Consider the following 23798-nt stretch of genomic DNA (forward strand, 5'->3'; position numbering starts at 1 on the left):
GACCGCCCATTATCAAAAAAGCATTGAAAGAGACTGCTCTTTTAGCGGGTTTTATCTTCCAGAGAAATAGCCAATCATCTGTCCATCCCGTTCATCACGTGTCTGGAGTCGAATATGTCTGCTGCCTTTAACGTCATCGCCACGCTGATCGCCAAACCCGGCCAACAGGCCACCCTGGAAACCCTGCTGCGCGAGCTGCTGGAACCGACCCGCATCGAAGCCGGCTGCCAGCAGTACGACCTGCACCAGGACCTGCAACACCCCGAGACCTTCTACATGCTCGAACGCTGGAGTGACGACGCCGCGCTGGCCGACCACGACCAGAGCGCGCATATCCAGAATTTCCGCACCAAGGCTGCCGACGTGCTTGAGCATTTCGAACTCAAGCGCCTGAAGTTTATTGCCTGATCAACCGCCCCCTTTTTGGAAACCATCATGAAAGCCATCGCCTACTACGCCGCACTGCCGATCAACGATCCAAAATCCCTGCAAGACATCGAACTGCCCGAACCGGTCGCCGGCCCCCGCGACCTGCTGGTGGAAGTCAAAGCCATCTCGGTGAACCCGGTGGACACCAAGGTGCGCCAAAACGTCGCCCCGGAAAACGGCGCGGCCAAAGTGCTGGGCTGGGACGTGGCCGGTGTGGTCAAGGCCGTGGGCAGCGAAGTCAGCCTGTTCAAGGTCGGCGACAAGGTGTTCTACGCCGGCTCCCTGGTACGCCCCGGCGGCAACAGCGAACTGCACACTGTCGATGAGCGCATCGTCGGCCATATGCCGAAAACCCTGGGTTTTGCCGACGCTGCTGCACTGCCGCTGACCGCCATCACCGCCTGGGAATTGCTCTTCGAACGCCTGCAAGTGCGTGAAGGCAAGGCCGATGAAGGCCAGAGCCTGCTGATTGTCGGTGCTTCGGGTGGTGTGGGATCGATCCTGACCCAACTGGCGAAACAGCTCACCGGCCTGAAAGTCATCGGCACCGCCTCCCGTCCTGAAACCCAGGCATGGGCCAAGGACCTGGGCGCCGACCTGGTGATCGACCACAGCAAACCGTTGAGCGAAGAGCTGAAAAACGCCGGCCATCCGCAGGTGAACTACGTCGCCAGCCTGACCCAGACCGACCAGCACCTGGACCAACTGGTGGAAGCGCTGATTCCCCAGGGCAAACTGGCGCTGATCGACGATCCCAAGGCATTGGACGTAAGCAAGCTCAAGCGCAAGAGCCTGTCGCTGCATTGGGAGTTCATGTACACCCGCTCGATGTTCGAGACCAGCGACATGATCGAGCAGCACAACCTGCTCAATCGCGTCGCCGAACTGATCGACGCCGGTACTCTGAAAACCACCGTGGGCGAGCACTTTGGCGTGATCAACGCGGCTAACCTGCGCCGTGCCCACGAACTGCTGGAAAGCGGCAAGGCCAAGGGCAAGATCGTGCTGGAAGGGTTCTAACGAAAGGTTCTGTCAGTGTCGTCTGTTATTCATGTGAGTAATGGACGACACCGCTAGTCAGAGACTTGATCCTTGTCATATTTGTGAGCGTATTCGGGTTTATATTGGCCGCCTTTGCCACGCAATTTACGTGAGGAAGTCAGCAATGAAGATCCTGATAAAAGCGCTAGCAAGATCCGAAGGCAACAAATGGCAGGTCCGTCTCGACCAGAACGCCTTTACCTTCCGCAGTGAGGCCGAGGCCCGCGCGTTTGCCGACACCCTGCAAACCCGTATCCAGGCGCCTCACCGATTCCCCGAAAGCCAGCAGCGCTCTGCTGGCTGATCCTGATCAGTCCGCCGCTTGCAGTGCCCGTTGGCGCTGCAGGCGCCGGGTCAGCATCGCGAACGTTACGGCCAATACGCCACACAAGCTGATGACCATTGCCATCGGCATCGCCGTGCCGTCGTGCAGCACGCCGACCAACGACGCTGCGCCTGCGGCCACACCAAACTGAATGCAACCGAGCAACGCCGACGCGCTGCCCGCCCGAGCGCCCTGCCCGCTCATGGCGCAGGCCGAGGTATTGGGCAAAATGCAGCCCAGGCTGGCGATGCAGATAAACAGCGGTACCAGCAGTGGCCACAAGGCGTCCGTGCGCAGCGCAGTAATTGCCAGCAACGACAGACCCGCCGCCAGGTAAACCCACACCGTGCGCGACAGCAAAAATGCCGGGCCACGCGAAGCGAGCAAACGCGCATTGACCTGTGCCACCAGGATAAAGCCCGCGGCATTCGAGCCGAATACCCAGCCATAGTGTTCGGCGGGCACGCCATAGAGCTTGATAAAGACGAAGGGCGAGCCCGCGATGTAGGCAAACATACCGGCAATCGAGATGCCGCCGGTCAAGGCATAGCCCAGGTACACCCGGTCCGACAGCAACCGGCCGTACTGGCGCAGTGCGCCTGACAGCGGCTGGCGCGGTTGATGGGCCGGGAAGCTTTCCGGCAGCCCGACTGCTACCGCAATGGCCGCCATCACACTGAACACCGTCAGCGCCAGGAAGATCGACTGCCAGCCCCACACGCCAACCATCACCCCGCCCGCCAGCGGCGCGAGGATCGGCGCCAGCCCGGTGACCAGCATCAGCTGGGAAAACACCTTGGCCGAGCCCACCGCGTCGCATTTATCGCTGACCACCGCCCGCGAGATCACCATGCCCGCACAGCCGCCCAGGGCCTGGACGAAACGCGCGCCGATCAGCCATTCCAGGGACGGCGCGTACGCACAGGCGAAGGACGCCAGGGTAAACAGGGTGACGCCGCTGAGCAGCGGCCCGCGCCGGCCAAAACGGTCTGCCAGCGGTCCATAGATCAACTGGCCGATCGCCAGGCCCGTGAAGTACACGGCCAAGGTCAGCTGAATATGTTTTTCGTCGGTGCCGAATGCCACGGCCATGGCCGGGAAACCCGGCAGGTAGAAGTCGATGGCCAGCGGCGCGAACGCGCTCAAGGCCCCCAAGATCAGGATTATACGAAGGTTCATCAGGCACCCAGGTGAGTCGGCAGCCCAACAGTCTAGCCGGGCTCGGGTGCCTTGAACATTAAGTTAGCTCGCTAACTATTCAAAAAGTCAGGCGAGCTTGGCGCTGTAGCCTTCCTCGCTGATCAGGTTGATCACCTCCGCCGGCGACAGCAGGCTGCTTTCCACGCCGACTTCCTTTGTCGCGAGGTCGACGCGCACGCTGGCCGCCGGGTCCTTATCCTGCACCGCCTGGGTTACCGAGCGGACACAGTGGCCGCAGGTCATTCCTTCAACGCTGAATACTTGCATGACATGACTCCTTTAATGAGGTTGCCCGCAGTGTTGACCTTGCCACGATGGCAAGGTCAAGTTCTGAGAACATCGGCCGGGCTGGCATTCATTCGCGCCCTCGGCCAAGCTGCACTTATCCACGATGTGAACCTCGGAGAATTCGCCATGCGCTGGTCATTTTTTGGCCTTGTCAGCCTGATGGGCTTTTTTGCTGCTGTGCCACCGGCCAGCGCAGATGAAGATTATGCGGTGCTGATCATTTCCCGGGAGCGCCTGGAAGTGCCGACCAACTGCGAGATTGGCTTGTACATCCAGGACCAGTTGGCCGGGCGGCTGTTCCAGGAGCAGGCCACCTCCTTCAACTTGCCGGCCGGGAATGTGTCGTTGCGCCTGAAGTTGTTGCCGGGGCAATCCCAGGGTTGCTTGCCGGGCATGCTCGCACCACCGGCGCAAAACATTACGTTGAAGGCGGGTGACGTGCGCAAGTTGCGTATCGCGCAAGGGCCGGACGGCATGTACCTGAAACCGGCCGCACTGGAATACTGAAACATTGATCTAACGCCTTGACCTTCCCCACAGGTCAAGGTTGATCCTAGGGGCAATCTCTCCTGGAGTACTGCCCATGAACGGATCCACCACCTTCGACCTGCCGATCAGCGGCATGACCTGCGCCAGCTGCGCCGGGCGGGTTGAACGGGCACTGGGCAAAGTGCCCGGGGTGCAAAGTGTCAGCGTCAACCTGGCCAACGAACGCGCCCACATTGAAGTGCTCGGCCAGATGGACCCCAGCGTCCTGATCGCCGCCGTCGACAAGGCCGGCTACACCGCCACCCTGCCCCAAAGCGAAACCGCCACCCAGGCCAGCCAGGAACAACGCCTGAGCCATGAACGCTGGTCGCTGCTGCTGGCAATCCTGCTCGCCGCGCCGTTGGTGCTACCGATGCTGGTGCAACCGTTCGGGCTGCACTGGATGCTCCCGGCCTGGGTGCAATTTGCCCTGGCCACCCCGGTGCAATTCATCTTCGGTGCGCGCTTCTATATCGCGGCCTGGAAAGCCGTGCGCGCCGGAGCGGGCAATATGGACCTGCTGGTCGCCATCGGCACCAGCGCCGGTTACGGCCTGAGTATCTATGAATGGCTCACGGCGTCCGCCGGCACAATGCCCCACCTGTATTTCGAAGCCTCGGCGGTGGTGATCGCCCTGGTGCTGCTGGGCAAATATTTGGAAAGCCGCGCCAAGCGCCAGACCGCCAGTGCCATCCGCGCTCTGGAAGCCTTGCGTCCGGAACGGGCGATTCAGGTGATCGACGGCCGCGAGCAGGACGTCGCCATCACCGCCCTCAAGCTGAATGACCTGGTGCTGGTCAAACCCGGCGAACGCTTCCCGGTGGACGGCGAAGTGGTCGAAGGCCAAAGTCACGCCGACGAAGCCTTGATCAGCGGTGAAAGCCTGCCGGTGCCGAAGCAGCCTGGCGACGCAGTCACCGGCGGCGCCATCAACGGCGAAGGCCGGCTGCTGGTGCGTACCCTGGCCCTCGGCGCGGAAAGCGTGCTGGCGCGGATCATCCGCCTGGTGGAAGACGCCCAGGCCGCCAAGGCACCGATCCAGAAACTGGTGGATAAAGTCAGCCAGGTGTTCGTGCCGGTGGTGCTGGTGCTGGCCTTGGCCACGCTGGTCGGCTGGTGGCTGTATGGCGCACCGCTGGAGGTCGCGCTGATCAATGCGGTGACCGTATTGGTGATCGCCTGCCCTTGCGCCCTTGGCCTGGCCACACCTACCGCCATCATGGCCGGTACCGGCGTTGCCGCCCGCCACGGCATCCTGATCAAGGACGCCGAAGCCCTGGAGCGCGCCCATGAAGTCAGCGCCGTGGTGTTCGACAAGACCGGCACCCTGACCTCCGGCGCACCAAAAATTGCGCACCTGGCCGCCATTGACGGCAATCAAGGGGCGCTCCTGCAACAGGCCGGCGCGCTGCAGCGCGGCAGTGAACACCCATTGGCCAAGGCGGTGCTGGATGCCTGTGCCGAACAAGGTTTGAACGTCGCGGATGTCAGCGCCAGCCAGTCCCTTACCGGGCGTGGCATTGCAGGCACCCTAGATGGCCGGCAACTGGCGCTGGGCAACCGTCGCCTGCTGGAAGAAACCGGCTTGAGCACCGGTGATCTCGCCGATTCGGCCAGTGCGTGGGAGGCCGAAGGCCGCACCTTGTCCTGGCTGATCGAGCAAGGCCCGCAGCCCCGCGTGCTGGGTTTGTTTGCCTTCGGTGACACGCTTAAACCGGGCGCCCTGCAAGCGATACAAGCACTCAAGGCTCGGCATATCAGCAGCCATCTGCTGACCGGCGATAACCGTGGCAGCGCCCGCGTGGTCGCCGAAGCCCTGGGCATCGATGACGTGCACGCCGAGGTGTTGCCTGCGGACAAGGCGGCTACCGTCGCCGAGCTGAAAAAGACCGGCGTGGTGGCAATGGTCGGCGACGGCATCAACGACGCACCGGCCCTGGCCGCGGCCGACATCGGCATCGCCATGGGCGGCGGTACCGACGTGGCGATGCACGCGGCAGGTATTACCCTGATGCGCGGCGACCCACGGCTGGTGCCGGCAGCCCTGGAAATCAGCCGCAAGACCTATGCGAAAATTCGACAGAATCTGTTCTGGGCCTTTGTGTATAACTTGATCGGCATTCCGCTGGCGGCGTTCGGCCTGCTCAACCCGGTGATGGCTGGCGCGGCCATGGCCCTGTCCAGTGTCAGCGTGGTGAGCAACGCACTGCTGTTGAAAACCTGGAAACCCAAGGACCTGGAGGACGAGCGTCCATGAACATCGGCCAAGCAGCACGCCAAAGCGGCCTGAGCGCGAAGATGATTCGTTACTACGAGTCCATCGGCTTGTTGAAAGCCGCCCATCGCACCGACAGCGGCTACCGCATTTATGGCGCCGATGACTTGCACACCCTGGCGTTTATCAAGCGCTCGCGGGACCTGGGGTTTTCCCTGGAGGAAGTCGGCAAGCTACTGACGCTGTGGCAGGACCGGGGACGCGCGAGTGCCGACGTCAAGGCGCTGGCCCGCCAGCATATCGATGAGCTGAACCAGAAGATCCGCGAGTTGGGGCAGTTGCGCGATACGTTGCAAGACCTGGTGGAACACTGCCAGGGCGATCATCGGCCGGATTGCCCGATTCTCAAGGAGTTGGCGTCGGGCAGTTGTTGCACCTGAGCAAGTTTAACCAGGCATGCACGGAACCTAATGTGGGAGCGGGCTTGCTCGCGAATGCGGAGTGTCAGTCAATACATCAGTTGACTGAACCAGCGCTTTCGCGAGCAAGCCCGCTCCCACATTTGGATATCCACTCGCCGTTGGATCACTGCATCCAGGGCGGCGGTGGCGGTTCTTCCGACGCCTTGCTCGGTGGCGCATCGTCTGCCGCACGAGTTGCTGACCCTCTGGCAGGACCGGGGCCGTGCGAGTGCCGACCTGAAGGCGCTGGCCCGCCAGCATATCGATGAGCTGAACCAGAAGATCCTCGAGCTGGGGCAATTGCGCGATACGTTGCAGGACCTGGTGGAACACTGGCAGGGTGACCATCGGCCGGATTGCCCGATTCTCAGGGAGTTGGCGTCGGGCAGTTGTTGCGCCTGAGCAAGTTTAACCAGGCATGCACGGAACCTAATGTGGGAGCGGGCTTGCTCGCGAATGCGGAGTGTCAGTCAATACATCAGTTGACTGAACCAGCGCTTTCGCGAGCAAGCCCGCTCCCACATTTGGATATCCACTCGCCGTTGGATCACTGCATCCAGGGCGGCGGTGGCGGCTCTTCCGACGCCTTGCTCGGTGGCGCATCGTCTGCCGCGCGAATCGCCTGGCGACGCTCTTCATCGAGCCGCGCCGCTTCGATCTCGCGGATAACACCGCCCACGTCAGCCAGCTCTTCCGGTTCGTCGAACTCGCCGGTCAACACACTGGCCGGGTGCAGAGTGCCGGCTTCATACAGCGCCCACATCTCCTTGGCGTACTTGGTCTTCTTCAATTCCGGGGCAAAGCGCCCGAAGTAGGAAGCCATGTTGCCCACATCCCGTTCCAGCATGCTGAACGCGTGGTTGTTGCCCGCGGCATCCACCGCCTGAGGCAGGTCGATGATCACCGGGCCCGTCGGCGTCAGCAGCACGTTGAACTCGGAAAGGTCACCGTGCACCAGGCCGGTACACAACATCAGCACGATCTGGGTAATCAGGAAGGCGTGGTATTCACGGGCCTGGTCCGGCTCCAGCGTCACGTCGTTCAAACGTGGCGCCGCGTCGCCGTATTCATCGGCCACCAGCTCCATCAGCAGCACGCCTTCGAGGAAGTCGTACGGCTTGGGCACGCGAACACCCGCACCGGCCAGGCGAAACAGCGCCGCTACCTCAGCGTTCTGCCAGGCATCTTCGGTTTCTTTCTTGCCGAACTTGGAGCCCTTGGCCATGGCCCGGGCCTGCCGGCTGTTGCGGACCTTGCGGCCTTCCTGGTATTCGGACGCCTGACGAAAACTTCGTTTATTCGCCTCCTTGTAGACCTTGGCGCAACGTAACTCGTTGCCGCAGCGCACCACGTAAACAGCTGCTTCTTTACCACTCATGAGTGGGCGCAGCACCTCGTCGACCAGACCGTCCTCGATCAGGGGTTCAATGCGTTTAGGAGTCTTCATCAGCTTTTATTGTGGGTCCTTTATTACCAAACACGCGTATGGCACTCGTTATACGGCAATCCTCTCGCCGCGGGGAGAGGGTACCGACCTTTGACCGCTTAAGAATGCATCCAATATGCCAAATTGACCGGCGGCCCGATCATAGCTGAGATCAGCGCTCAATAATCGCGGTGACGCCCTGGCCCCCGGCGGCGCAGATCGAGATCAGGCCCCGGCCCTTGCCGGCTGCGTCCAGCAGCTTGGCCAGGTTGGCGACGATACGCCCGCCCGTGGCAGCAAACGGATGGCCGGCGGCCAATGAGCTGCCCTTGACGTTCAAGCGGCTGCGGTCGATAGAGCCCAGCGGTGCATCCAGCCCCAGGCGGGTCTTGCAGTATTCCGGATCTTCCCAGGCTTTCAGCGTGCACAACACTTGGGCAGCAAAGGCTTCGTGAATCTCGTAGTAATCGAAGTCCTGCAGGGTCAGGCCATTCCTCGCCAGCAGGCGCGGCACGGCGTACACCGGCGCCATCAGCAGGCCTTCGGCGCCGTTGACGAAATCCACCGCCGCCGCTTCGCCATCGCGCAGGTAGGCGAGGATCGGCAAGCCGCGCTCCTTGGCCCAGGCTTCACTGCCCAGCAGCACCAACGAGGCGCCGTCGGTCAGCGGTGTCGAGTTACCGGCGGTGAGGGTGCCCTTCTCACTGCGCTCGAAGGCGGGCTTGAGGCTGGCGAGTTTTTCCAGGGTCAGGTCGGGGCGCAGGTTGTTGTCGCGGGTCAGGCCAAGAAAGGGCGTGAGCAAATCGTTTTGCCAGCCTTCGGCGTAGGACGCGGCCATTTTCTGGTGGCTTTCCAGCGCCAACTGATCCTGCTCGGCGCGGGGTATCTGCCAGGTCTGCGCCATCAACTCGCAATGCTGGCCCATGGACAACCCGGTGCGCGGTTCGCCGTTGCGCGGCAGCTCCGGCTTGAGGTGATGGGGACGAAGTTGTAACAAGACTTTAAGTTTATCCGCCATGGATTTGCTGCGATTGGCTTGCAGCAGGATTTTGCGCAGGCCCTCATTCACCCCGATAGGCGCGTCGGACGTGGTGTCGACGCCGCCGGCAATCCCGCTTTCGATCTGCCCCAGCGCAATCTTGTTCGCCACCAGCAACGCGGCTTCCAACCCCGTGCCACAGGCCTGCTGAATATCGTAGGCCGGGGTTTGCGGCGACAGGCGCGAGCCCAGCACGCACTCGCGGGTCAGGTTGAAGTCGCGGGAATGCTTGAGCACCGCCCCGGCGGCCACCTCGCCAATACGCAGGCCGTGCAGGTTGTAGCGTTCGATCAGGCCTTCGAGGGCAGCGGTCAACATCGCCTGGTTGCTCGCCGTGGCGTAAGGGCCGTTGGAGCGGGCGAAGGGGATGCGGTTACCGCCAATGATCGCTACACGGCGCAATTGAGTCATGGAAAGCTCCCTTGAGGTTATGGGGTGAATCTCTGAGCCTAGCCTAGGCTCAATCGAACGACTTTCACCTATTGATGGTCCACCGTTTGAACCCCAGCACTCGGAGAGCGTTCCATGTCTGACCGTTATATCGACTTCGCCAACTCCAGCCTCGGCCATCGCCTGGTCGCCGCCATTGGCCTGCCGTCACCGGTACGCCTGGAACGCTGGCAGGCCGGACGCCTGCGCCCGGTGGAGGGTGCACTGCTGATCGGCGGCGGCCCGCTGGCGACAAAAATCCTGCCATTCGCCAACAAACTGACCGACGCTATCTATAGCTACGGCACCGAACCGTCGACGGCAACCACCTGGATTCCCGGCCACGGGCCCAAGCTCAAAGCCGTGGTATTTGACGCCAGCCAACTGCAGCACACCGATCAACTCAAACAGCTGCGGGAATTCTTTCAGCCGCTGATGAAAAATCTCGATCACAGCGCGCACCTGGTGATCCTTGGCCGTGCCCCGGAAAGCCTCGGCGACCCGTTTGCCGCCAGTGCCCAACGGGCCCTTGAAGGCTTCAGCCGGTCGCTGGCCAAAGAGCTGCGCAGCGGCGGCGTACTGCAATTGCTGTACGTGGGCGACGGGGCCGAGGATCAATTGGAGGGTGCGTTGCGGTTCTTCCTCTCGCCGAAAAGTGCCTATATCTCCGGACAGGTCATTCGCCTGAACCCTTGCGCGACCCAGGTCGCGGACTGGACGCGCCCACTCGCCGGGCACAAGGCCCTGGTGACCGGCGCCGCCCGCGGCATCGGTGCCTCGATCGCCGAAACCCTGGCCCGCGACGGTGCCGAGGTGATCCTGCTGGACGTGCCACAAGCCAAGGCCGACCTCGATGCCCTGGCCGCGCGCCTGGGCGCCCGCAGCATCGCCCTGGATATCTGCGCCGAAGACGCCGCCACCCAACTGATCGAACACCTGCCGGACGGCATCGACATCGTGGTGCACAACGCCGGCATCACCCGCGATAAAACCCTGGCCAACATGACGCCGGAATATTGGGACGCAGTCTTGGCGGTCAATCTCAACGCGCCGCAAGTGCTGACCAAGGCGCTGCTGGACAGCGGCACCCTGCACGACAACGGTCGCGTGGTGCTGCTGGCATCCATCAGCGGCATCGCCGGCAACCGCGGGCAAACCAACTACGCCGCGAGCAAGGCCGGGCTGATTGGCCTGGCCCAGGCCTGGGCGCCGTTGCTCGGTGAGCGCGGGATCAGCATCAATGCCGTGGCCCCAGGCTTTATCGAAACCCAGATGACCGCACACATTCCCTTCGCCCTGCGTGAGGCCGGGCGCCGTATGAGCTCCCTGGGCCAGGGCGGCTTGCCCCAGGACGTCGCCGAAGCGGTAGCCTGGCTCGGTCAACCGGGCTCGGGCGCGGTCAGCGGGCAGGCACTTCGGGTATGCGGGCAAAGTCTATTGGGAGCGTAAGCATGGAGTGGCACACATTAGGCAGCACCCCGTTCCTGCCGCCGCTGTATTGGCGCGCGGCACTCAAGCGCAAGATCACCGGCACCACGCTGCCCGAGCAAGGGTTGCGCTGCCGGGTCAGTGTGAACCCCAGGGAAGTCGCGGCCTATCGCAAGGTCTGCGGGTTTGCCGACAGCCCGGTCTTGCCGGCCACCTATCCGCATATCCTGGCATTCGGCCTGCAGATGCAATTGCTCACTGACAAGGCGTTTCCTTTCCCGCTGCTGGGATTGATCCACCTGAGCAACCGGATCCGCATCCTGCGCCCGTTGGGCGGTGTGAGTGACTTGACGGTCGGCGTTTACGCGCAGAATTTGCAGCCCCATGCCAAGGGCGCGACATTCGATATTGTGACCACGGTCGAAGATTCACTGGGGCTACTGTGGGAAGCGCAAAGCCGGATGCTCTGTCGCGGTGTGAAACTCGATGGCGCAGCAACGGACAACCCGCTGCAACCCCCTGCCGCTGTCGCCGAACTGACCCGCTGGAAAGCCCCCGCCGATGTTGGCCGCCGCTACGCCCGGGTGTCCGGCGACTACAACCCGATTCACTTGAGCGCCCTCACTGCCAGGTTATTCGGCTTTCCCCAGGCCATCGCCCATGGGCTGTGGAACAAGGCCCGCACACTGGCGGCACTGAGTGAGCATTTGCCAGCCGCCAATCTCGAGATAGATGTCGAGTTTAAAAAGCCGGTGCGCTTGCCCAGTGAGGTAACGTTGTTCACGAGCGCCCCCGGCTCCAGCGGTGAGCTGCAACTTAAAGGCGCCGGGGACATTGAACACATGGTCGGCCGCTGGCGGCCCATCGCCTGATAAATTGTATATATACATCCTAAGTTATAGCGAGCTATCGATAGCTCGCTACTCTTATCAACTCATTGATTTTAATAAACTTACAACTTAAACACCGCTGCCTTCTACACCCTTGGTATTAGTCGTTAAGCAAACTAACTCTTCGTGTATATAAATCGTTAATACCAAGTTGAGCGTTGCGAGAGCGCGCACCTGGGACTGTTATAGCCATAACGGACGAATGTATCGCTGTCCCTAGAAACAGCGAACTTCGAAAACAACAAAGGCTGTACCAGGTGCAAGGAACTCAATCATGAAAACTCAAGTCGTGTTGTGGAAAGCAAGTACCGCGCTGGCCCTGATTCTGGCAGTAAGCCTCGGAGGCTGCAGCAGCGGTGGTGGTGGTCATCACAGTAGCGTCGCAGCCTCCTCTCCGGATGCTGGCGGCGGTACTGGCGGTGGAACAGGTGGAGGCACCGGCGGCGGTACCGGTGGTGGCACTGGCGGCGGCACTGATGGAGGTACCGGTGGTGGCACCGGCGGCGGCACTGGTGGAGGTACCGGCGGTGGTACCGGTGGCGGCACTGGCGGTGGTACTGGCGGCGGCACCGGTGGTGGCACCGGTGGTGGCACCGGCGGCGGTACTGGTGGAGGTACCGGTGGTGGCACCGGCGGCGGCACTGGTGGAGGCACCGGTGGAGGCACTGGCGGCGGCACTGGCTCGACCACTCCCCTGGTCACCGGCCAGGTAGTAGGCGCTGTGGGCGGTGTCGTCGGTAATGTCGGCACCACGGTAGGTAACCTGGGCACAACCCTGACCACGGTTCCCATTGTCGGCACCACTGCCGGCGGGCTGGTCACCGCGACAGGCACCGCCGTCAACAGTATCGGCGGCGGCTTGAGCAACGGCCTGGGCACGCTGGGTACCAATAGCAACTCCGTGGGCACAACCGTTGCCGGTGTGGCCGATGGCGTTGCCGACCTGGGCACCGGCGTTTCCAACACCGGCAAATCCCTGGGCACCACCCTCGGCGGCATTCCCGTCGTCGGCGGCTTGACCGGTGGCGTGGGCGGTGCGGCAGGTGGCGTGGTTGATCAGGTCGGCCAGGCCGTCACCATGCTCGGCGATACCTTGAGCACTGCCAGCACCACCGGGCCATTGGGCAGCGTGACCAATACGGTGGGTAAAAGCGTATTGGTACCGGTGGTCTCCCTGGTGGAAAACACCACCGGCAACCTGGGCAATAAAACAGGCCTGGGCAACCCGGTCGGCGGCGTACTGGATAAAGTCGGCTCCACTGTCACCGGCCTTGGCGGCCAGGTGGCCAGCGCCGGCGGCGCAGGCAACCCTGTCGGGACGCTCGTCGGTGGCGTGTTGACTGGTGTTGGCACCACCCTTGATAAGTCGAGCGGTTACGTCAACCCGGCCACCACGACCCCTCAATCGGGCCTGCCTGAACTCGTCGGCGGTCTTGTCGCCAACGTCGGCAACGGCCTGAATGCCGGCAACACCAACGGCACTGTCAGTGCAGCCGGTGTGACCGGCGGCCAAGTGGGTAACACCGTCGCGTCGCTCGGCACCCTGATCGGTGGCAATGGCGTGGCCAACACTGCAGCCACGGCTCCCGTTGCAGGCCTGGCGACCAATGTTGGCACCGCACTCAACCCAGTGACCTCGGGTGTTGCCAATCTGACGCAAAACATCGGCACCAGCACCGGTATCGGCGCACCGGTGAATGGTCTGGTTACCCAGGTCGGCGGCGCAGTCAGCAGCCTGGGCACCAACCTGACGGCGGCGAATGCCAATCCGGTGACTAACGCTGTGGGCGGTACCCTGAATGCCGTCGGCAATACCGTCGGCTCGGTGGGTGGCCTGGTAACCGGCGGCACCAGCAGTAACGGTGGCGGTCTGCTCGGTGGCTTGAACGTGGGTGCCGGTGCCTCCGCTACGGGCACTGCCAATGCAAATGCAAACACAGGCGGCGGCCTGGGAGGTCTGCTCGGTGGGCTGACCGGCAAAAAATAGAATTGCACCTGGCCATTAGACGGCCTCCCCTACAGCGCCTACGCTTGGTTGAGACGAGAGATTCCAACGAGTCTCTCGTCTTTTTTATTGGCCAATGAATGGCTTTGCGAACCGTGTCCCAGAACCCGGCGGGCCTAGCGAAAACGCTGCAGCAGTTTTGACCATGGAGTGTCCTATGCGCGCCTTGACGCCTTTGTTTCTGCTCACCCTCATTGCTGCCAGCGTCCATGCCGAGACCCTGCCCAGCTACCTCAACAGCAACGACACCATTCGCAACCTGCCGGTGCCCAACCTCCCCGCCGATGCCTATCGCCCGGTCACCCCACAGACCCAACTGCCCGAGCCGGCGGCAACCCAGGGCCAGCCATTGTTGATGGACACCAAAGTGACCATCCGCAAGCTGCAAATCGACGGTGGGACGATCTACCCGCTCCAGGATGTGGCCAAGGTTTTCGAACCGCTGATTGGCCATGAAACCAACCTGGCACAACTGATCGAAGCCACCCGCGGCATCACCCGCCGCTACCAGCAGGACGGCTATCTGTTGTCCTACGCGTACCTGCCCGACCAGCGCTTCGAAAACGGCCTGGTGCGCGTGGTGCTGGTGGAGGGCTACATCAAGGATTACAACGTGCAGGGCGACATTGGCTCGGTCTCGGCCTACGTCGACAAACTGGCGGCCAAGCTGCTGGCCGAGCGCCCGCTGACCCGCAAGACCTTCGAACGCTACACCACCTTGATGGGCCGCATTCCAGGTGTAACGCTGCAGGCGCAAGTACCGCCGCCGGGCACCACCGATGGCGGCACGCGCATGCAGATCCAGGCCTCGCGCAAACCCTTCACCAGCAGCATGAGCATGACGGACGACAGCCGTGGCGGCCTGCAAGCCCTGATCACCGGCACCAGCAATTCCCAGACATCCATGGGCGAACAACTGAGCGTCAGCGGCCTGTTCCCGCCCGGCGAGGACAAGGAGCACTACTACCGCCTGGGCTACAGCCAGTTCGTGAATGCCGAGGGCACTCAACTGGTGGTCAACGCCGAGCGCTACCGCGCCGATCCGCGCAGCAACGTGCAGCTGGACGGCGGTTTTGAACTCAAGCCACACCAGGAGGTTGACCGCTACTCCGTCGGCCTCAGCCATCCGCTGATTGCCTCCCCTACCGAGTCATTGACCCTGGGCACTCGACTCTATGCCGTGGACCAGACCACCCGTTATCAACTGGTGGGTTTCCCGCAACGTTTCGACCTGGAAACCAACCTGCGCGCCCTGGCGTTCGAAGGTGACTGGCGCAAATCCGACACGCGCCAACTGCGCATTCTCAGCGCCGGCCTGTACCAGGGCATCGACGGCCTGGGCGCCAGCACCCGGAGTGACTTCGAGGGTATAAAACCCGACATCGACTTCTTCCGCCTGCGCGTCTCGGGCGTACAGAGCGACAAGTTCTTCGACAACTGGCAAGGCGTGGCATCGGGTGCCTTCTACTGGAGCAACGACACCCTGCCCGACAGCGAACGCGCGACGTTCGGCGGGCAGAATTTCGGGCGTGGCTACCCGGATGACCAGGGCTCGGGCGACAAGGGCTGGGGCGTGGCGTATGAGGTCAACTACAGCTTCAACCGCAGCGGTGAGTGGGTAAAAATCCTGCAGCCGTACGTGGTGCTCGACAAGGCCAAGACCTGGTTCAACGAACTGCCGGCCAAGGGCAACAACATGTCATCGGCAGCGGTGGGCCTGCGCTTCGGGGATAACAAGTACTACAACATCGCGCTGGAAGCGGCCAAGCCAATGTCGGATATCGCCCTGGACAGCTTCAATCGGCGGCCGCGGTATACCCTGAGTTTCAGCTACCAACTCTGAACCCTGTGGGAGCGAGCTTGCTCGCGAAGAACGTCCAGCCAACGCGGGGAACCAGACTGCCCGCGTTATCGTTGACGTTTTTCGCGAGCAAGCCCGCTCCCACACAAGCTCACTCCTACATCAATCTGATCTTGGGGATGGGGAAGAGGTTGTTGAGGGTATCGATCAAGCGCACCAGGTAGATCGGCTTGCGGAACAGGTCCAGCACCTGCAGACGCAGCATGTCACTGACATCATCCATCTCGGCGTGGCCGGACATGACGATCACCGGCAAGTGCTGGCGAGCGGTGTGTTCGCGCAGACGCTTGATCAAGGAAATACCACTTTCCTCGGGCATGCGCAGGTCGGTAATCACCAGTGCGATATCGGGGTGCAGGGTCAGCTCCTGCAAGGCAAAGGTGACCGAGGTCGCGGTAAAACAGACAAAGCCTTCATTCTCCAGCGACTCGGCCAGTTCAATAAGGGCGTCCTCTTCGTCATCCACCAAAAGGATTTGTTGCCGGGGAGCCGAAGAGGAGTTCATGTGGAAATGCCTGATACGCAATAGATCATTCAGCGGAACCTGCACGTTTAGGCGAGTACCGGAGTCAGGTATGAATGCCGGCCTGTATCGTGTTGAAGACGCCGGTTATGGCGGTCCGGATAGGTGTAATAAAAGCAGCCAGCGCCACAGCGACCATCGCCGCAACCAGTGCGTATTCGATACCCGATGCGCCCTCTTTGGAATAGAAAAAAATCTGGACTTTGATGAAACCCATGCGAATAAGATCAAGGAACATAATGACTTCTCCTTTGCGCCCACGGCGCTGGTATCGCGGCATCACAAAAATGATTTCGGTGTGCCACTAGAGCATTGTCAACAAACCCCAGACCAACAACTGTAAGAACTGATTAATCACAAAGTATTAGTCGGCCGGCTGACGCCAAAAATCCCACTTTCGCAGAGGTTTCTGGAGATATTTTTCGCCCGGTAATGGCGTTTTGTCTTAGCTGAACTACCTTCAAATAGCGAAATAGTTAGAAGCTTGAAGCGATCCGGATACGCAAGCATTAGTGGAAACAGCAGTGGATGCAGCAGGAAAGGGAGAGCCTTCATGAACAGTCGGATTAGCTTGATCCTCGCCGGGCTGCTGTTGGTAGGTGCACTGATTGCAGGCTACTGGGGCCTGGTACTCAGCCGCCCTGCCCCTGTCGCACCGCCCGTGCCCCAAACACCTGAAGTCGTGCAACCCGTAGCCGAAGACCAGACACGCCAACCCGTGGTGGTGCTGGCCCATGACGTCGCACCTTTTGTTGCGCTCACCGCCGCCGACCTGACCCTGGAAAAACTGCGCACGGTTCCCGCCGGCAGCCTCACCAGCCTCGACCAGGCCGTGGGCAAGATCCCGTGGCGGCCGCTGTCGGCCGGGACCTGGCTGACCGAGGAGAGCTTCAACTCCGGCGGCACCGTGGCGCGAATGATCCGCCCTAACGAACGCGCGCTTGCCGTCGCCGTGGATGAAGTGATCGGCGCCAGCGGGCAACTCTCCCCGGGGGACTATGTGGACGTCCTGCTCTTCCTGCGCCAGGAAGCCAGCAACCCGCAGCAGTCCGCACAAATCGTGGTGCCCGCCTTGCGCCTGCTGGGCGTCGGCGACCAACTGGGGCTGACCAACGACGGCACGCCCGGCTCCGTGCCACCGACCACCCCCGACGAAAAACTCAAGGCGCAGCAGAGTCGCGCCAGCGCGCGCACGGTACTCCTCGCCGTACCGGAGGAGCTCCTGAGCCGGCTGATGCTCGCAGCCCAGTCCGGCGTACTGCGCCTGGCTGTACGCAGTGCAGACGAACAACTGCTGAGCCAATACTGGGCCGGTGAAACGGAGTCCGCGACCCACCTGGAAAACACCCGGCGCGAGCTCTACCAGTTCAACCAGCTGGCCTTCAGCACAGCGCCCGTCAACGGCCTGAGTCCCGCCGGCAATGGTGCGCCAAGGCGTTCAGGCGTCGAAGTAATACGTGGCAATCAGGTTACCCAACAAACGCCCTGAAAGAGCTAAGGATGCCTTGAATGAGCAGTCGTTTCGTGTGGTCTTTTTCGCGAATTTTCTGGGCACTTCTCACCCTGAGCCTGCCTGTCGGCGTTGCACTGGCAGCACCCGGCAACTGCACGGGCCTGGGCCAGCTGCCGGCAGTGCTGGAGGTGGGTGAAGGCGCTCAACAGGCTATCCAGTCGCCGGTGCCGATTACGCGGCTGGCCATTGGCGATCCGAAAGTGGCCGATGTGCAGGTCAACGGCAACCAGGCGTTCCTGCTCACCGGCATCGCCTCGGGCACCACCAGCCTGATGGTCTGGACGGCCTGCTCCAGCAGCCCGCGCCAAAGCATGGTGTTCGTCAAGGGCAAGGCCACGTCGGCCCTGACCAGCCTGGCCCTGTCGCCGTCCGATGACCCGACCCTGCCCAGCCAGGTGCAAACCGACATCCGCTTTGTGGAAGTGAGCCGCACCAAACTCAAGGAGGCCAGTACCTCGATCTTTGGCCGGGGCGGCAACTTTCTGTTCGGCGCCCCGAACAATGTTGCCAACGCGGCGGCCACAGGATTCCGTGGGCTCCCGGTGAACAACGACACCTTCAACATCGGCTTTGGCGGCGGCCGTGTCTCGGCCATGATCAACGCCCTGGAAAGCAGCGGCTTTGCCTACACCCTGGCCCGGCCGAGCCTGGTGGCGCTCAGTGGCCAAAGTGCGACCTTCCTCGCCGGTGGTGAAGTACCGATCCCGGTGCCCAGCAGCGGCAGCAACACCATCTCCATCGAATACAAAGAGTTCGGTATTCGCCTGACCCTGACCCCGACCGTCATCGACCATGGGCGGATTTCCCTGAAGGTCGCGCCAGAGGTCAGTGAGCTGGACTACACCAACGCGGTCAACATCCAGGGTATCTCCGTGCCGGCGCTGACCATCCGGCGCACCGACACCAGCATCTCCCTGGCCGACGGCGAAAGCTTCGTGATCAGCGGCCTGATCAGCACCAACAACACCTCCAGCGTCAGCAAATTCCCGGGCCTGGGTGACATCCCGATCCTCGGTGCATTCTTTCGCGACTCCAGCATCAATCGCCAGGAAAAAGAGCTGCTGATGATCGTCACCCCGCACCTCGTGCAGCCCTTGGCGGCCAACGCCCAACTGCCTTCTTTGCCAGGGGAAAAGCTGCGCAATTACGACCCTAACTGGTACCGCCTGTATTTCCTCGAAAACGGCAATTTCGACCGCCGCAGTGGACTGTCCGAATGAGTGAGAGCCTGAGCCAGACCTTTTTGGCAATTACCCGCAACACCACGGATCTGGAATGGCTTCAGGGCGCACTCGCGCCCCTGGGGCAAGTGGTCAGCGCCGGTGCCGGCAGCCTCGACGAACTGTTGGCACTGGTAGACGTGACGTTCGCCAACCTGGTGTTCATCGGCCTGGACCGGGAACACGTCACCACCCAGTGCGCCCTGATCGAAGGTGCCCTGGAAGCCAAGCCGATGCTTGCCATCGTGGCCTTGGGCGATGGCATGGACAACCAGCTTGTACTGAACGCGATGCGCGCCGGCGCACGGGATTTCGTGGCCTACGGCTCGCGCTCCAGTGAGGTTGCCGGCCTGGTTCGGCGCCTGAGCAAACGCTTGCCGGCGGTCACCCCGAATACCCATTTGGGCGGACTGACCGTGCTCTACGGCACCCAAGGCAATGCCGACGGCGCGCTGATCGCCAGCCACCTGGCGCTGGTGGTGCAAAAAAGCGGGCAGCAAACGCTGTTGCTCGACCTGGGCCTGCCACTCGCTGACAGCCTCGCACTGCTGGGGCTGGAGAGTTCTTTTCATTTCGGCGACGCCCTGCGTCACTTGCGGCGCCTGGACTCAACCCTGATCAACAGCGCCTTCACCACCGCCGAAGCCGGTCTGCGCATCCTCGCCTACCACAACAACGACGAGCCCCTGGAGCGTACCAGCGCGGCCGAGTTGTACATGTTGCTCAGCGCCCTGCGCCAGCACTTCCAGCACATCGTGGTGAACCTGACCGGCCAACCCGACAGCGAAGCCTTGCGCACCTTTGTCAGCCATTGCGACAAACTGCTGTGGTGCACCGACCAAAGCGTGCCGGACTGCCGCCGCAACCTGGCCGTACTCAACCTGTGGCGGGAAAAAGGCATGAAACTCGACCATGCCCGCCTGCTGGTAGACCGCTACCTAAAGGGGGCCGCCCCGGACTCGGAGGCACTGGGCAATAGCTTCGGGCTGGAGGTAATCGCCGTCCTGCCCTGGAGCCCGGAAGTGCGCCTGAGTGCCAAGAACCAGGCCCAGACCCTGTTCTCCCTGGCCCCACGGGAAGCCCTGACACAGACGTTGCGCGGCTTGGGTGAGCGCCTGGCAAAACGCTCCGAGGGCCTGGAAAAACCCTCCACCAATTGGCTCAACCGCCTTCTGAGGACCAAATGAACGGCGAGAAGCTGTTTGGCGTCGCCCCGCGCGGCAACGTCGGCAACACTGATCACGACGGCCTGAAGCTGGTGCTGCATCGCTACATCATCGATGCCATCGAGGATTCGGGAAAAAATCTGCTGGAAGGCACACGCCAGTCCCTGGCGCAGTTTGTGATCGACAAGGTGGCCGAATACATCACACGTATGCACCTGGCGATTTCCCGCTATGAGATGGAGCGCCTGGCTGAAGAGATCGTCGATGAGCTGACCGGTTTCGGCCCGCTGGAAGTGCTGCTGCGCGACCCGACCGTCACCGAGATCCTGGTCAACGGCCCGCACCGGGTATTCGTCGAACGCGATGGCCTGCTGCAACAAAGTGACTTGCGCTTCATTGACGACCACCATGTCGAGCGGGTCATGCAGCGCATCCTCGCCCCCCTGGGACGCCGGCTGGATGAGTCGTCGCCGATGGTCGATGCGCGCCTGCCCGATGGCAGCCGGGTCAATGCGATCATTCCGCCAATTGCCCTGGACGGGCCGTGCCTGTCGATTCGAAAGTTTCGCAAGGACATGCTTAAAAGCAGCGACCTGGTGGCCATGCAAACCATCGACCAGGCCATTTTCGATTTTTTCAAGGAAGCCGTCGGCAAGCGCTGCAACATCCTGATCAGCGGCGGTACCGGCACCGGTAAAACCACACTGTTGAACATTCTCAGCCAGTTGATCAACCCCCGCGAGCGCCTGGTCACCATCGAAGACGTGGCCGAGTTGCAACTGGGCCATCCCCACGTTGTGCGCCTGGAAACCCGCCCGCCCAATGCCGAGGGGCATGGGGAAGTGAAGGCCAGTGACTTGATCCGCAACGCCCTGCGGATGCGCCCCGACCGGATCATCCTCGGCGAGATCCGGGGCGTGGAGGTCATCGATGTGTTGACCGCCATGAACACCGGCCACGACGGCTCGATGAGTACCGTGCACGCCAATAACGCCCAGGACGCCTTGCTGCGCCTGGAAACCCTGGTGGGCCTGACCGGCCGGGTCGTCGCGGAAAAAACCCTGCGGCAAATGATCTGCGCGGCGCTGGATGTGGTGATCCAGCTGACGCGCCTGCCCGATGGCCGCCGCTGTGTCAGCGAAGTGGTGGAAGTGGTGGGCATCCGCGAAGACGTGTACGTCACCAACACCCTGTTTCGCCACGACAAGCGCACCGGCTTTGGCTTCCTGCGCGAAGCGGTCAACCCGGCCGGTGACAAGTTGCGTCACGAAGGTCACCTGCCGGTGTAGGAGGCAACCCGATGATCGGTCCGATTCTGCTCGCCCTGCTCGCCGTGGCCCTTCTGGTGCTGGGGATAGGCCTGATGCGCAACGGTTTGCGCAAGGCCCAGACCGACCGGGTATTGGAACGCCTGGCCGAAGGGCAACCCCAGGCCATGAAAGACAACGCGGTGACCACCAGCCTGGAACGCACGTTTATCCGTGCAGGCCTCGGCCGGCCAACCGAGCGCCTCGGCCTGTGGCTGACCCTGTGGGCCTTTGGCGCCCTGCTGGGGGGGCTCGTGGGCCAGTGGATAGGCTTGTTTGTGATGGTGGCGGCACCGCCCTTGGCACTGCGCCTGTACATCGCCGTACGCTACCAGCGGCGGCTGCGCCGGATGATCGAACAACTCCCGCAATTGCTCGATCACGCCGTACGCAGCCTGAAATCCGGACGCACCCTGGCGGACGCCATCCTGAGCGGAATCGATGCCAGTGACGACCCGTTGAAAAAGTCCATGGGCCGTATCAAGCGCAATGTGCAATTGGGTGTCAGCCTGCCGGAGGCCGCTCATGACTATGCCGAGTTTTATGAACAGGATGAATTGCGCCTGTTTGCCCTGGGCCTCAAGGTCAACCACCGCTACGGCGGCAACGCCAGTGAGCTGCTGGAAAACCTGATCAAGATGATCCGCGAGCGCGACCAGGGCGCACGGCAATTACGCGCCATGACCGGTGAAACCCGGGTGACCGCGCTGGTGCTGGCGGTGCTCCCGGTGAGTGTCGCGGGCTACTTCCTGCTCGTTAATCCGACGTACCTGATGGCCATGTGGGATGACCACAGCGGCCAACGCCTGATGCTCGGTGCGTTCGCCTTGCAAGTCATCGGATGCGTGGCGCTGTGGCGCATGTTGCGGAGTATCTGAGATGGCGATACTGATCAGTGCCGTATTGTTTCTTGCCGCGTTATCACTGCTGCTGGCGAATATCCTGAGCAGTCGTCGTCAACAACGCGTGGTCGCCCAGCGGCTGCAGGGCGAGCCAAGCCGCAATGACAAAATGAGTGAGTGGTTGCACCAGTTGGGCAGCACCCGGATCGGCCAGCGCACCATCAGCCTCGATAACGAAACCCAAATCCTGCTCAACCGCATGGGCTGGAGAAAAACCAGCCAACGCTCGATGTTCGCCGCTTGCCAGATCGGTTCACCGATAGTTTTGCTGGGGCTGACCGCGATGACACTGGAGCTGTTCTTTCCCGGCACCGAGCATGAGTTTGTGATCTCCCTGCTGGGCCTGATCATCGGCTACCTGCTGCCCAAGCGAATACTGGTGGCACTCGCCAAAAGGCGCCAGGGGAAAATCTCCCGGGAAGTAGCGACCTTCATCCCCCTGGTGCGCATTCTGTTTGAGTCAGGCATGGCCGTGGAGCAGGCGCTGCGGGTCATGGCCTACGACGCGCAAAAGTTGCTGCCGGTACTGACCGCCGAACTGCGCCTGGTGCTGGCACGCGTCGATTCCGGGCTGGAGTTGGGGGAGGAATTGAACAAGGCCAGCCAGATGCTGGACGTCGATGAACTCAGCGACACGTGCCTGATCCTCCAGCAGCTTCTGCATCAGGGCGGCGGGGCGATGAAGTCGCTGCAATCGCTCAAGCAGTTGCTGGATGACCGGCGCCTGACCCGCCTGCAGGAATACATTTCCAAGATGTCCGCCAAAATGTCCGTGGTGATGATGCTGTTCCTGTTTCCCGCATTACTGATCGTATTGGCCGGCCCTGGCTTTATCGCCATCGCCAAAGCCTTCGTGCCTTGAGAGGACATGCAATGAAGACATTGATGGTCGCCTGCAGCCTGTTGTTGTTAAGTGGTTGCGCCAGTAACGGGCAACTGCCGTGGGCGGGTTTCAGCGCGCAGGGCAGTTGTGCCAAGCCCAACTCCAATCAGGAGTTATCGCTGAACCTGGCCGACGACATGGCCAACGAGGGCAAGCTGCACGCCAGCCTGGCCAACCTGCAAAACCTGCCGGACAACCTGCCCCAGGTGCGCCAGCGCCAGGCCAAGGTGTACCGCCTGCTGGGCCGCAGCGAAGCCGAACCGTTGTACCGCAGCCTGCTCGGCACCTGCATGGCTGCCGAAGGCGAGCACGGGCTCGGCCAGCTGGCAGCGGCCAGGGGAGACAACGGCCAGGCCATGGCGCACTTGCAACGCGCGGCCAGGATGTCGCCCACCGACGAGAAAATCCGCAACGACCTGGGCGTGGTGTACCTCAATCAACGGCGCGTGGAAGATGCACGCTTCGAATTCCTGACGGCCATGGAGCTCAAGCAGAGCGATCAACTGGCGGCGATCAATCTGGTGACGCTGATGATCTACCAGGACAACTGGGAACAAGCCGCACAAGTGGCCAGCCGCATGGGCCTGAGCCCGGAACAAGTGACGCAAGCCCAGGCCCGGGCGCAGCAACTCAAGGCGCCCGTCTCACCGACGACAGCGCCAAAAGATCAGGTCGCAACCGTAGGCGACGTGCTGCAAGCGCCGGTCAAATAGGTCTCT

General features: G+C 62.1%; 23 protein-coding genes and 1 pseudogene. 18 read left to right on the forward strand and 6 right to left on the reverse strand.

Annotation, left to right across the window (positions count from 1 at the left end; translation table 11 throughout):
• Positions 1-114 precede the first annotated feature (114 nt).
• From ACIOMR_RS22435 to ACIOMR_RS22445, 3 genes are all read left to right on the forward strand, one after another.
• Positions 115-408 (forward strand): putative quinol monooxygenase, encoded by a 294-nt coding sequence (locus ACIOMR_RS22435; protein WP_003211158.1) that lies wholly within the window; start codon positions 115-117, stop codon positions 406-408.
• 27 nt (positions 409-435) lie between these two features.
• Positions 436-1449 (forward strand): zinc-binding alcohol dehydrogenase family protein, encoded by a 1014-nt coding sequence (locus ACIOMR_RS22440; RefSeq protein ID WP_003211156.1) that lies wholly within the window; start codon positions 436-438, stop codon positions 1447-1449.
• 145 nt (positions 1450-1594) lie between these two features.
• A complete protein-coding gene (locus ACIOMR_RS22445) occupies positions 1595-1774 on the forward strand; it encodes a hypothetical protein (protein WP_003211153.1) in 180 nt (59 codons plus the stop codon).
• 6 nt (positions 1775-1780) lie between these two features.
• On the opposite strand, the gene ACIOMR_RS22450 is transcribed toward ACIOMR_RS22445, so the two are convergent.
• Positions 1781-2974: a multidrug effflux MFS transporter gene (locus ACIOMR_RS22450; protein WP_087693476.1), complete on the reverse strand. Its 1194-nt coding sequence runs from the start codon at positions 2972-2974 to the stop codon at positions 1781-1783.
• A gap of 87 nt (positions 2975-3061) precedes the next feature.
• Positions 3062-3262, reverse strand: a complete 201-nt coding sequence (locus tag ACIOMR_RS22455) for a heavy-metal-associated domain-containing protein (protein WP_003211150.1) — start codon at positions 3260-3262, stop codon at positions 3062-3064.
• A gap of 147 nt (positions 3263-3409) precedes the next feature.
• On the opposite strand from ACIOMR_RS22455, the gene ACIOMR_RS22460 reads away from it, so the two are divergent.
• From ACIOMR_RS22460 to ACIOMR_RS22475, 4 genes and pseudogenes are all read left to right on the forward strand, one after another.
• A complete protein-coding gene (locus ACIOMR_RS22460) occupies positions 3410-3790 on the forward strand; it encodes a hypothetical protein (RefSeq protein WP_087693477.1) in 381 nt (126 codons plus the stop codon).
• A gap of 76 nt (positions 3791-3866) precedes the next feature.
• Positions 3867-6068: a cation-translocating P-type ATPase gene (locus tag ACIOMR_RS22465; RefSeq protein WP_177047675.1), complete on the forward strand. Its 2202-nt coding sequence runs from the start codon at positions 3867-3869 to the stop codon at positions 6066-6068.
• Positions 6065-6466, forward strand: a complete 402-nt coding sequence (gene cueR, locus ACIOMR_RS22470) for a Cu(I)-responsive transcriptional regulator (RefSeq protein ID WP_177036399.1) — start codon at positions 6065-6067, stop codon at positions 6464-6466. Before ACIOMR_RS22465 ends, cueR begins: the two co-directional genes overlap by 4 nt.
• Positions 6467-6679: 213 nt before the next feature.
• Positions 6680-6889: pseudogene (locus ACIOMR_RS22475) on the forward strand (MerR family DNA-binding protein); the annotation flags it as partial.
• Between the two features lie 145 nt (positions 6890-7034).
• On the opposite strand, the gene ACIOMR_RS22480 reads toward ACIOMR_RS22475, so the two are convergent.
• Together ACIOMR_RS22480 and ACIOMR_RS22485 are read right to left on the reverse strand one after the other, a co-directional pair.
• Positions 7035-7934, reverse strand: coding sequence for a PA4780 family RIO1-like protein kinase (locus ACIOMR_RS22480; protein ID WP_008438985.1), 900 nt, complete (start codon positions 7932-7934; stop codon positions 7035-7037).
• Positions 7935-8085: 151 nt separating this feature from the next.
• Positions 8086-9363 carry an acetyl-CoA C-acetyltransferase gene (locus ACIOMR_RS22485; RefSeq protein ID WP_087693751.1) on the reverse strand — a complete coding sequence of 426 codons (1278 nt, stop codon included), beginning with the start codon at positions 9361-9363 and terminating at the stop codon, positions 8086-8088.
• A 114-nt stretch (positions 9364-9477) separates the two neighbouring features.
• Between ACIOMR_RS22485 and ACIOMR_RS22490 the strand changes: the two genes are divergently transcribed.
• The 4 genes from ACIOMR_RS22490 to ACIOMR_RS22505 all read left to right on the forward strand — a co-directional run bounded on the left by ACIOMR_RS22490 (position 9478) and on the right by ACIOMR_RS22505 (position 15547).
• Positions 9478-10830 (forward strand): 3-oxoacyl-ACP reductase, encoded by a 1353-nt coding sequence (locus ACIOMR_RS22490; RefSeq protein ID WP_177008349.1) that lies wholly within the window; start codon positions 9478-9480, stop codon positions 10828-10830.
• A 2-nt stretch (positions 10831-10832) separates the two neighbouring features.
• Positions 10833-11681, forward strand: a complete 849-nt coding sequence (locus ACIOMR_RS22495) for a MaoC family dehydratase (RefSeq protein ID WP_003218642.1) — start codon at positions 10833-10835, stop codon at positions 11679-11681.
• A 292-nt stretch (positions 11682-11973) separates the two neighbouring features.
• Positions 11974-13686, forward strand: a complete 1713-nt coding sequence (locus ACIOMR_RS22500) for a collagen-like triple helix repeat-containing protein (RefSeq protein WP_256347372.1) — start codon at positions 11974-11976, stop codon at positions 13684-13686.
• Positions 13687-13861: 175 nt separating this feature from the next.
• On the forward strand, positions 13862-15547 hold the full coding sequence (locus tag ACIOMR_RS22505; protein WP_087693095.1) for a ShlB/FhaC/HecB family hemolysin secretion/activation protein: 1686 nt from the start codon (positions 13862-13864) through the stop codon (positions 15545-15547).
• A gap of 115 nt (positions 15548-15662) precedes the next feature.
• Here the strand turns inward: ACIOMR_RS22505 and ACIOMR_RS22510 are convergent, their stop codons facing one another.
• A complete protein-coding gene (locus tag ACIOMR_RS22510) occupies positions 15663-16070 on the reverse strand; it encodes a response regulator (protein ID WP_003212897.1) in 408 nt (135 codons plus the stop codon).
• Between the two features lie 64 nt (positions 16071-16134).
• Positions 16135-16326 (reverse strand): Flp family type IVb pilin, encoded by a 192-nt coding sequence (locus ACIOMR_RS22515; protein ID WP_177122504.1) that lies wholly within the window; start codon positions 16324-16326, stop codon positions 16135-16137.
• Between the two features lie 315 nt (positions 16327-16641).
• On the opposite strand from ACIOMR_RS22515, the gene cpaB reads away from it, so the two are divergent.
• The 7 genes from cpaB to ACIOMR_RS22550 are packed head-to-tail and all read left to right on the forward strand — an operon-like array spanning position 16642 to position 23792.
• A complete protein-coding gene (gene cpaB, locus ACIOMR_RS22520; protein WP_087693096.1) occupies positions 16642-17577 on the forward strand; it encodes a Flp pilus assembly protein CpaB in 936 nt (311 codons plus the stop codon).
• 20 nt (positions 17578-17597) lie between these two features.
• The gene (locus ACIOMR_RS22525) at positions 17598-18821 is read left to right on the forward strand and encodes a type II and III secretion system protein family protein (RefSeq protein ID WP_008438995.1); all 1224 of its coding nucleotides are present in this window, start codon (positions 17598-17600) and stop codon (positions 18819-18821) included.
• On the forward strand, positions 18818-20008 hold the full coding sequence (locus ACIOMR_RS22530) for a pilus assembly protein CpaE (protein WP_008438996.1): 1191 nt from the start codon (positions 18818-18820) through the stop codon (positions 20006-20008). Before ACIOMR_RS22525 ends, ACIOMR_RS22530 begins: the two co-directional genes overlap by 4 nt.
• On the forward strand, positions 20005-21276 hold the full coding sequence (locus ACIOMR_RS22535; RefSeq protein ID WP_008438997.1) for a CpaF family protein: 1272 nt from the start codon (positions 20005-20007) through the stop codon (positions 21274-21276). Before ACIOMR_RS22530 ends, ACIOMR_RS22535 begins: the two co-directional genes overlap by 4 nt.
• Before the next feature lie 11 nt (positions 21277-21287).
• Positions 21288-22172, forward strand: coding sequence for a type II secretion system F family protein (locus ACIOMR_RS22540; RefSeq protein WP_003212908.1), 885 nt, complete (start codon positions 21288-21290; stop codon positions 22170-22172).
• Position 22173: 1 nt separating this feature from the next.
• Positions 22174-23058, forward strand: a complete 885-nt coding sequence (locus ACIOMR_RS22545) for a type II secretion system F family protein (RefSeq protein ID WP_087693099.1) — start codon at positions 22174-22176, stop codon at positions 23056-23058.
• A gap of 11 nt (positions 23059-23069) precedes the next feature.
• Complete coding sequence (locus ACIOMR_RS22550) at positions 23070-23792, forward strand: tetratricopeptide repeat protein (RefSeq protein WP_032899853.1); 723 nt, start codon at positions 23070-23072, stop codon at positions 23790-23792.
• Positions 23793-23798: the final 6 nt, after the last annotated feature.

The organism is Pseudomonas sp. NPDC087814, from assembly GCF_044742865.1.
Lineage (GTDB): Bacteria > Pseudomonadota > Gammaproteobacteria > Pseudomonadales > Pseudomonadaceae > Aquipseudomonas.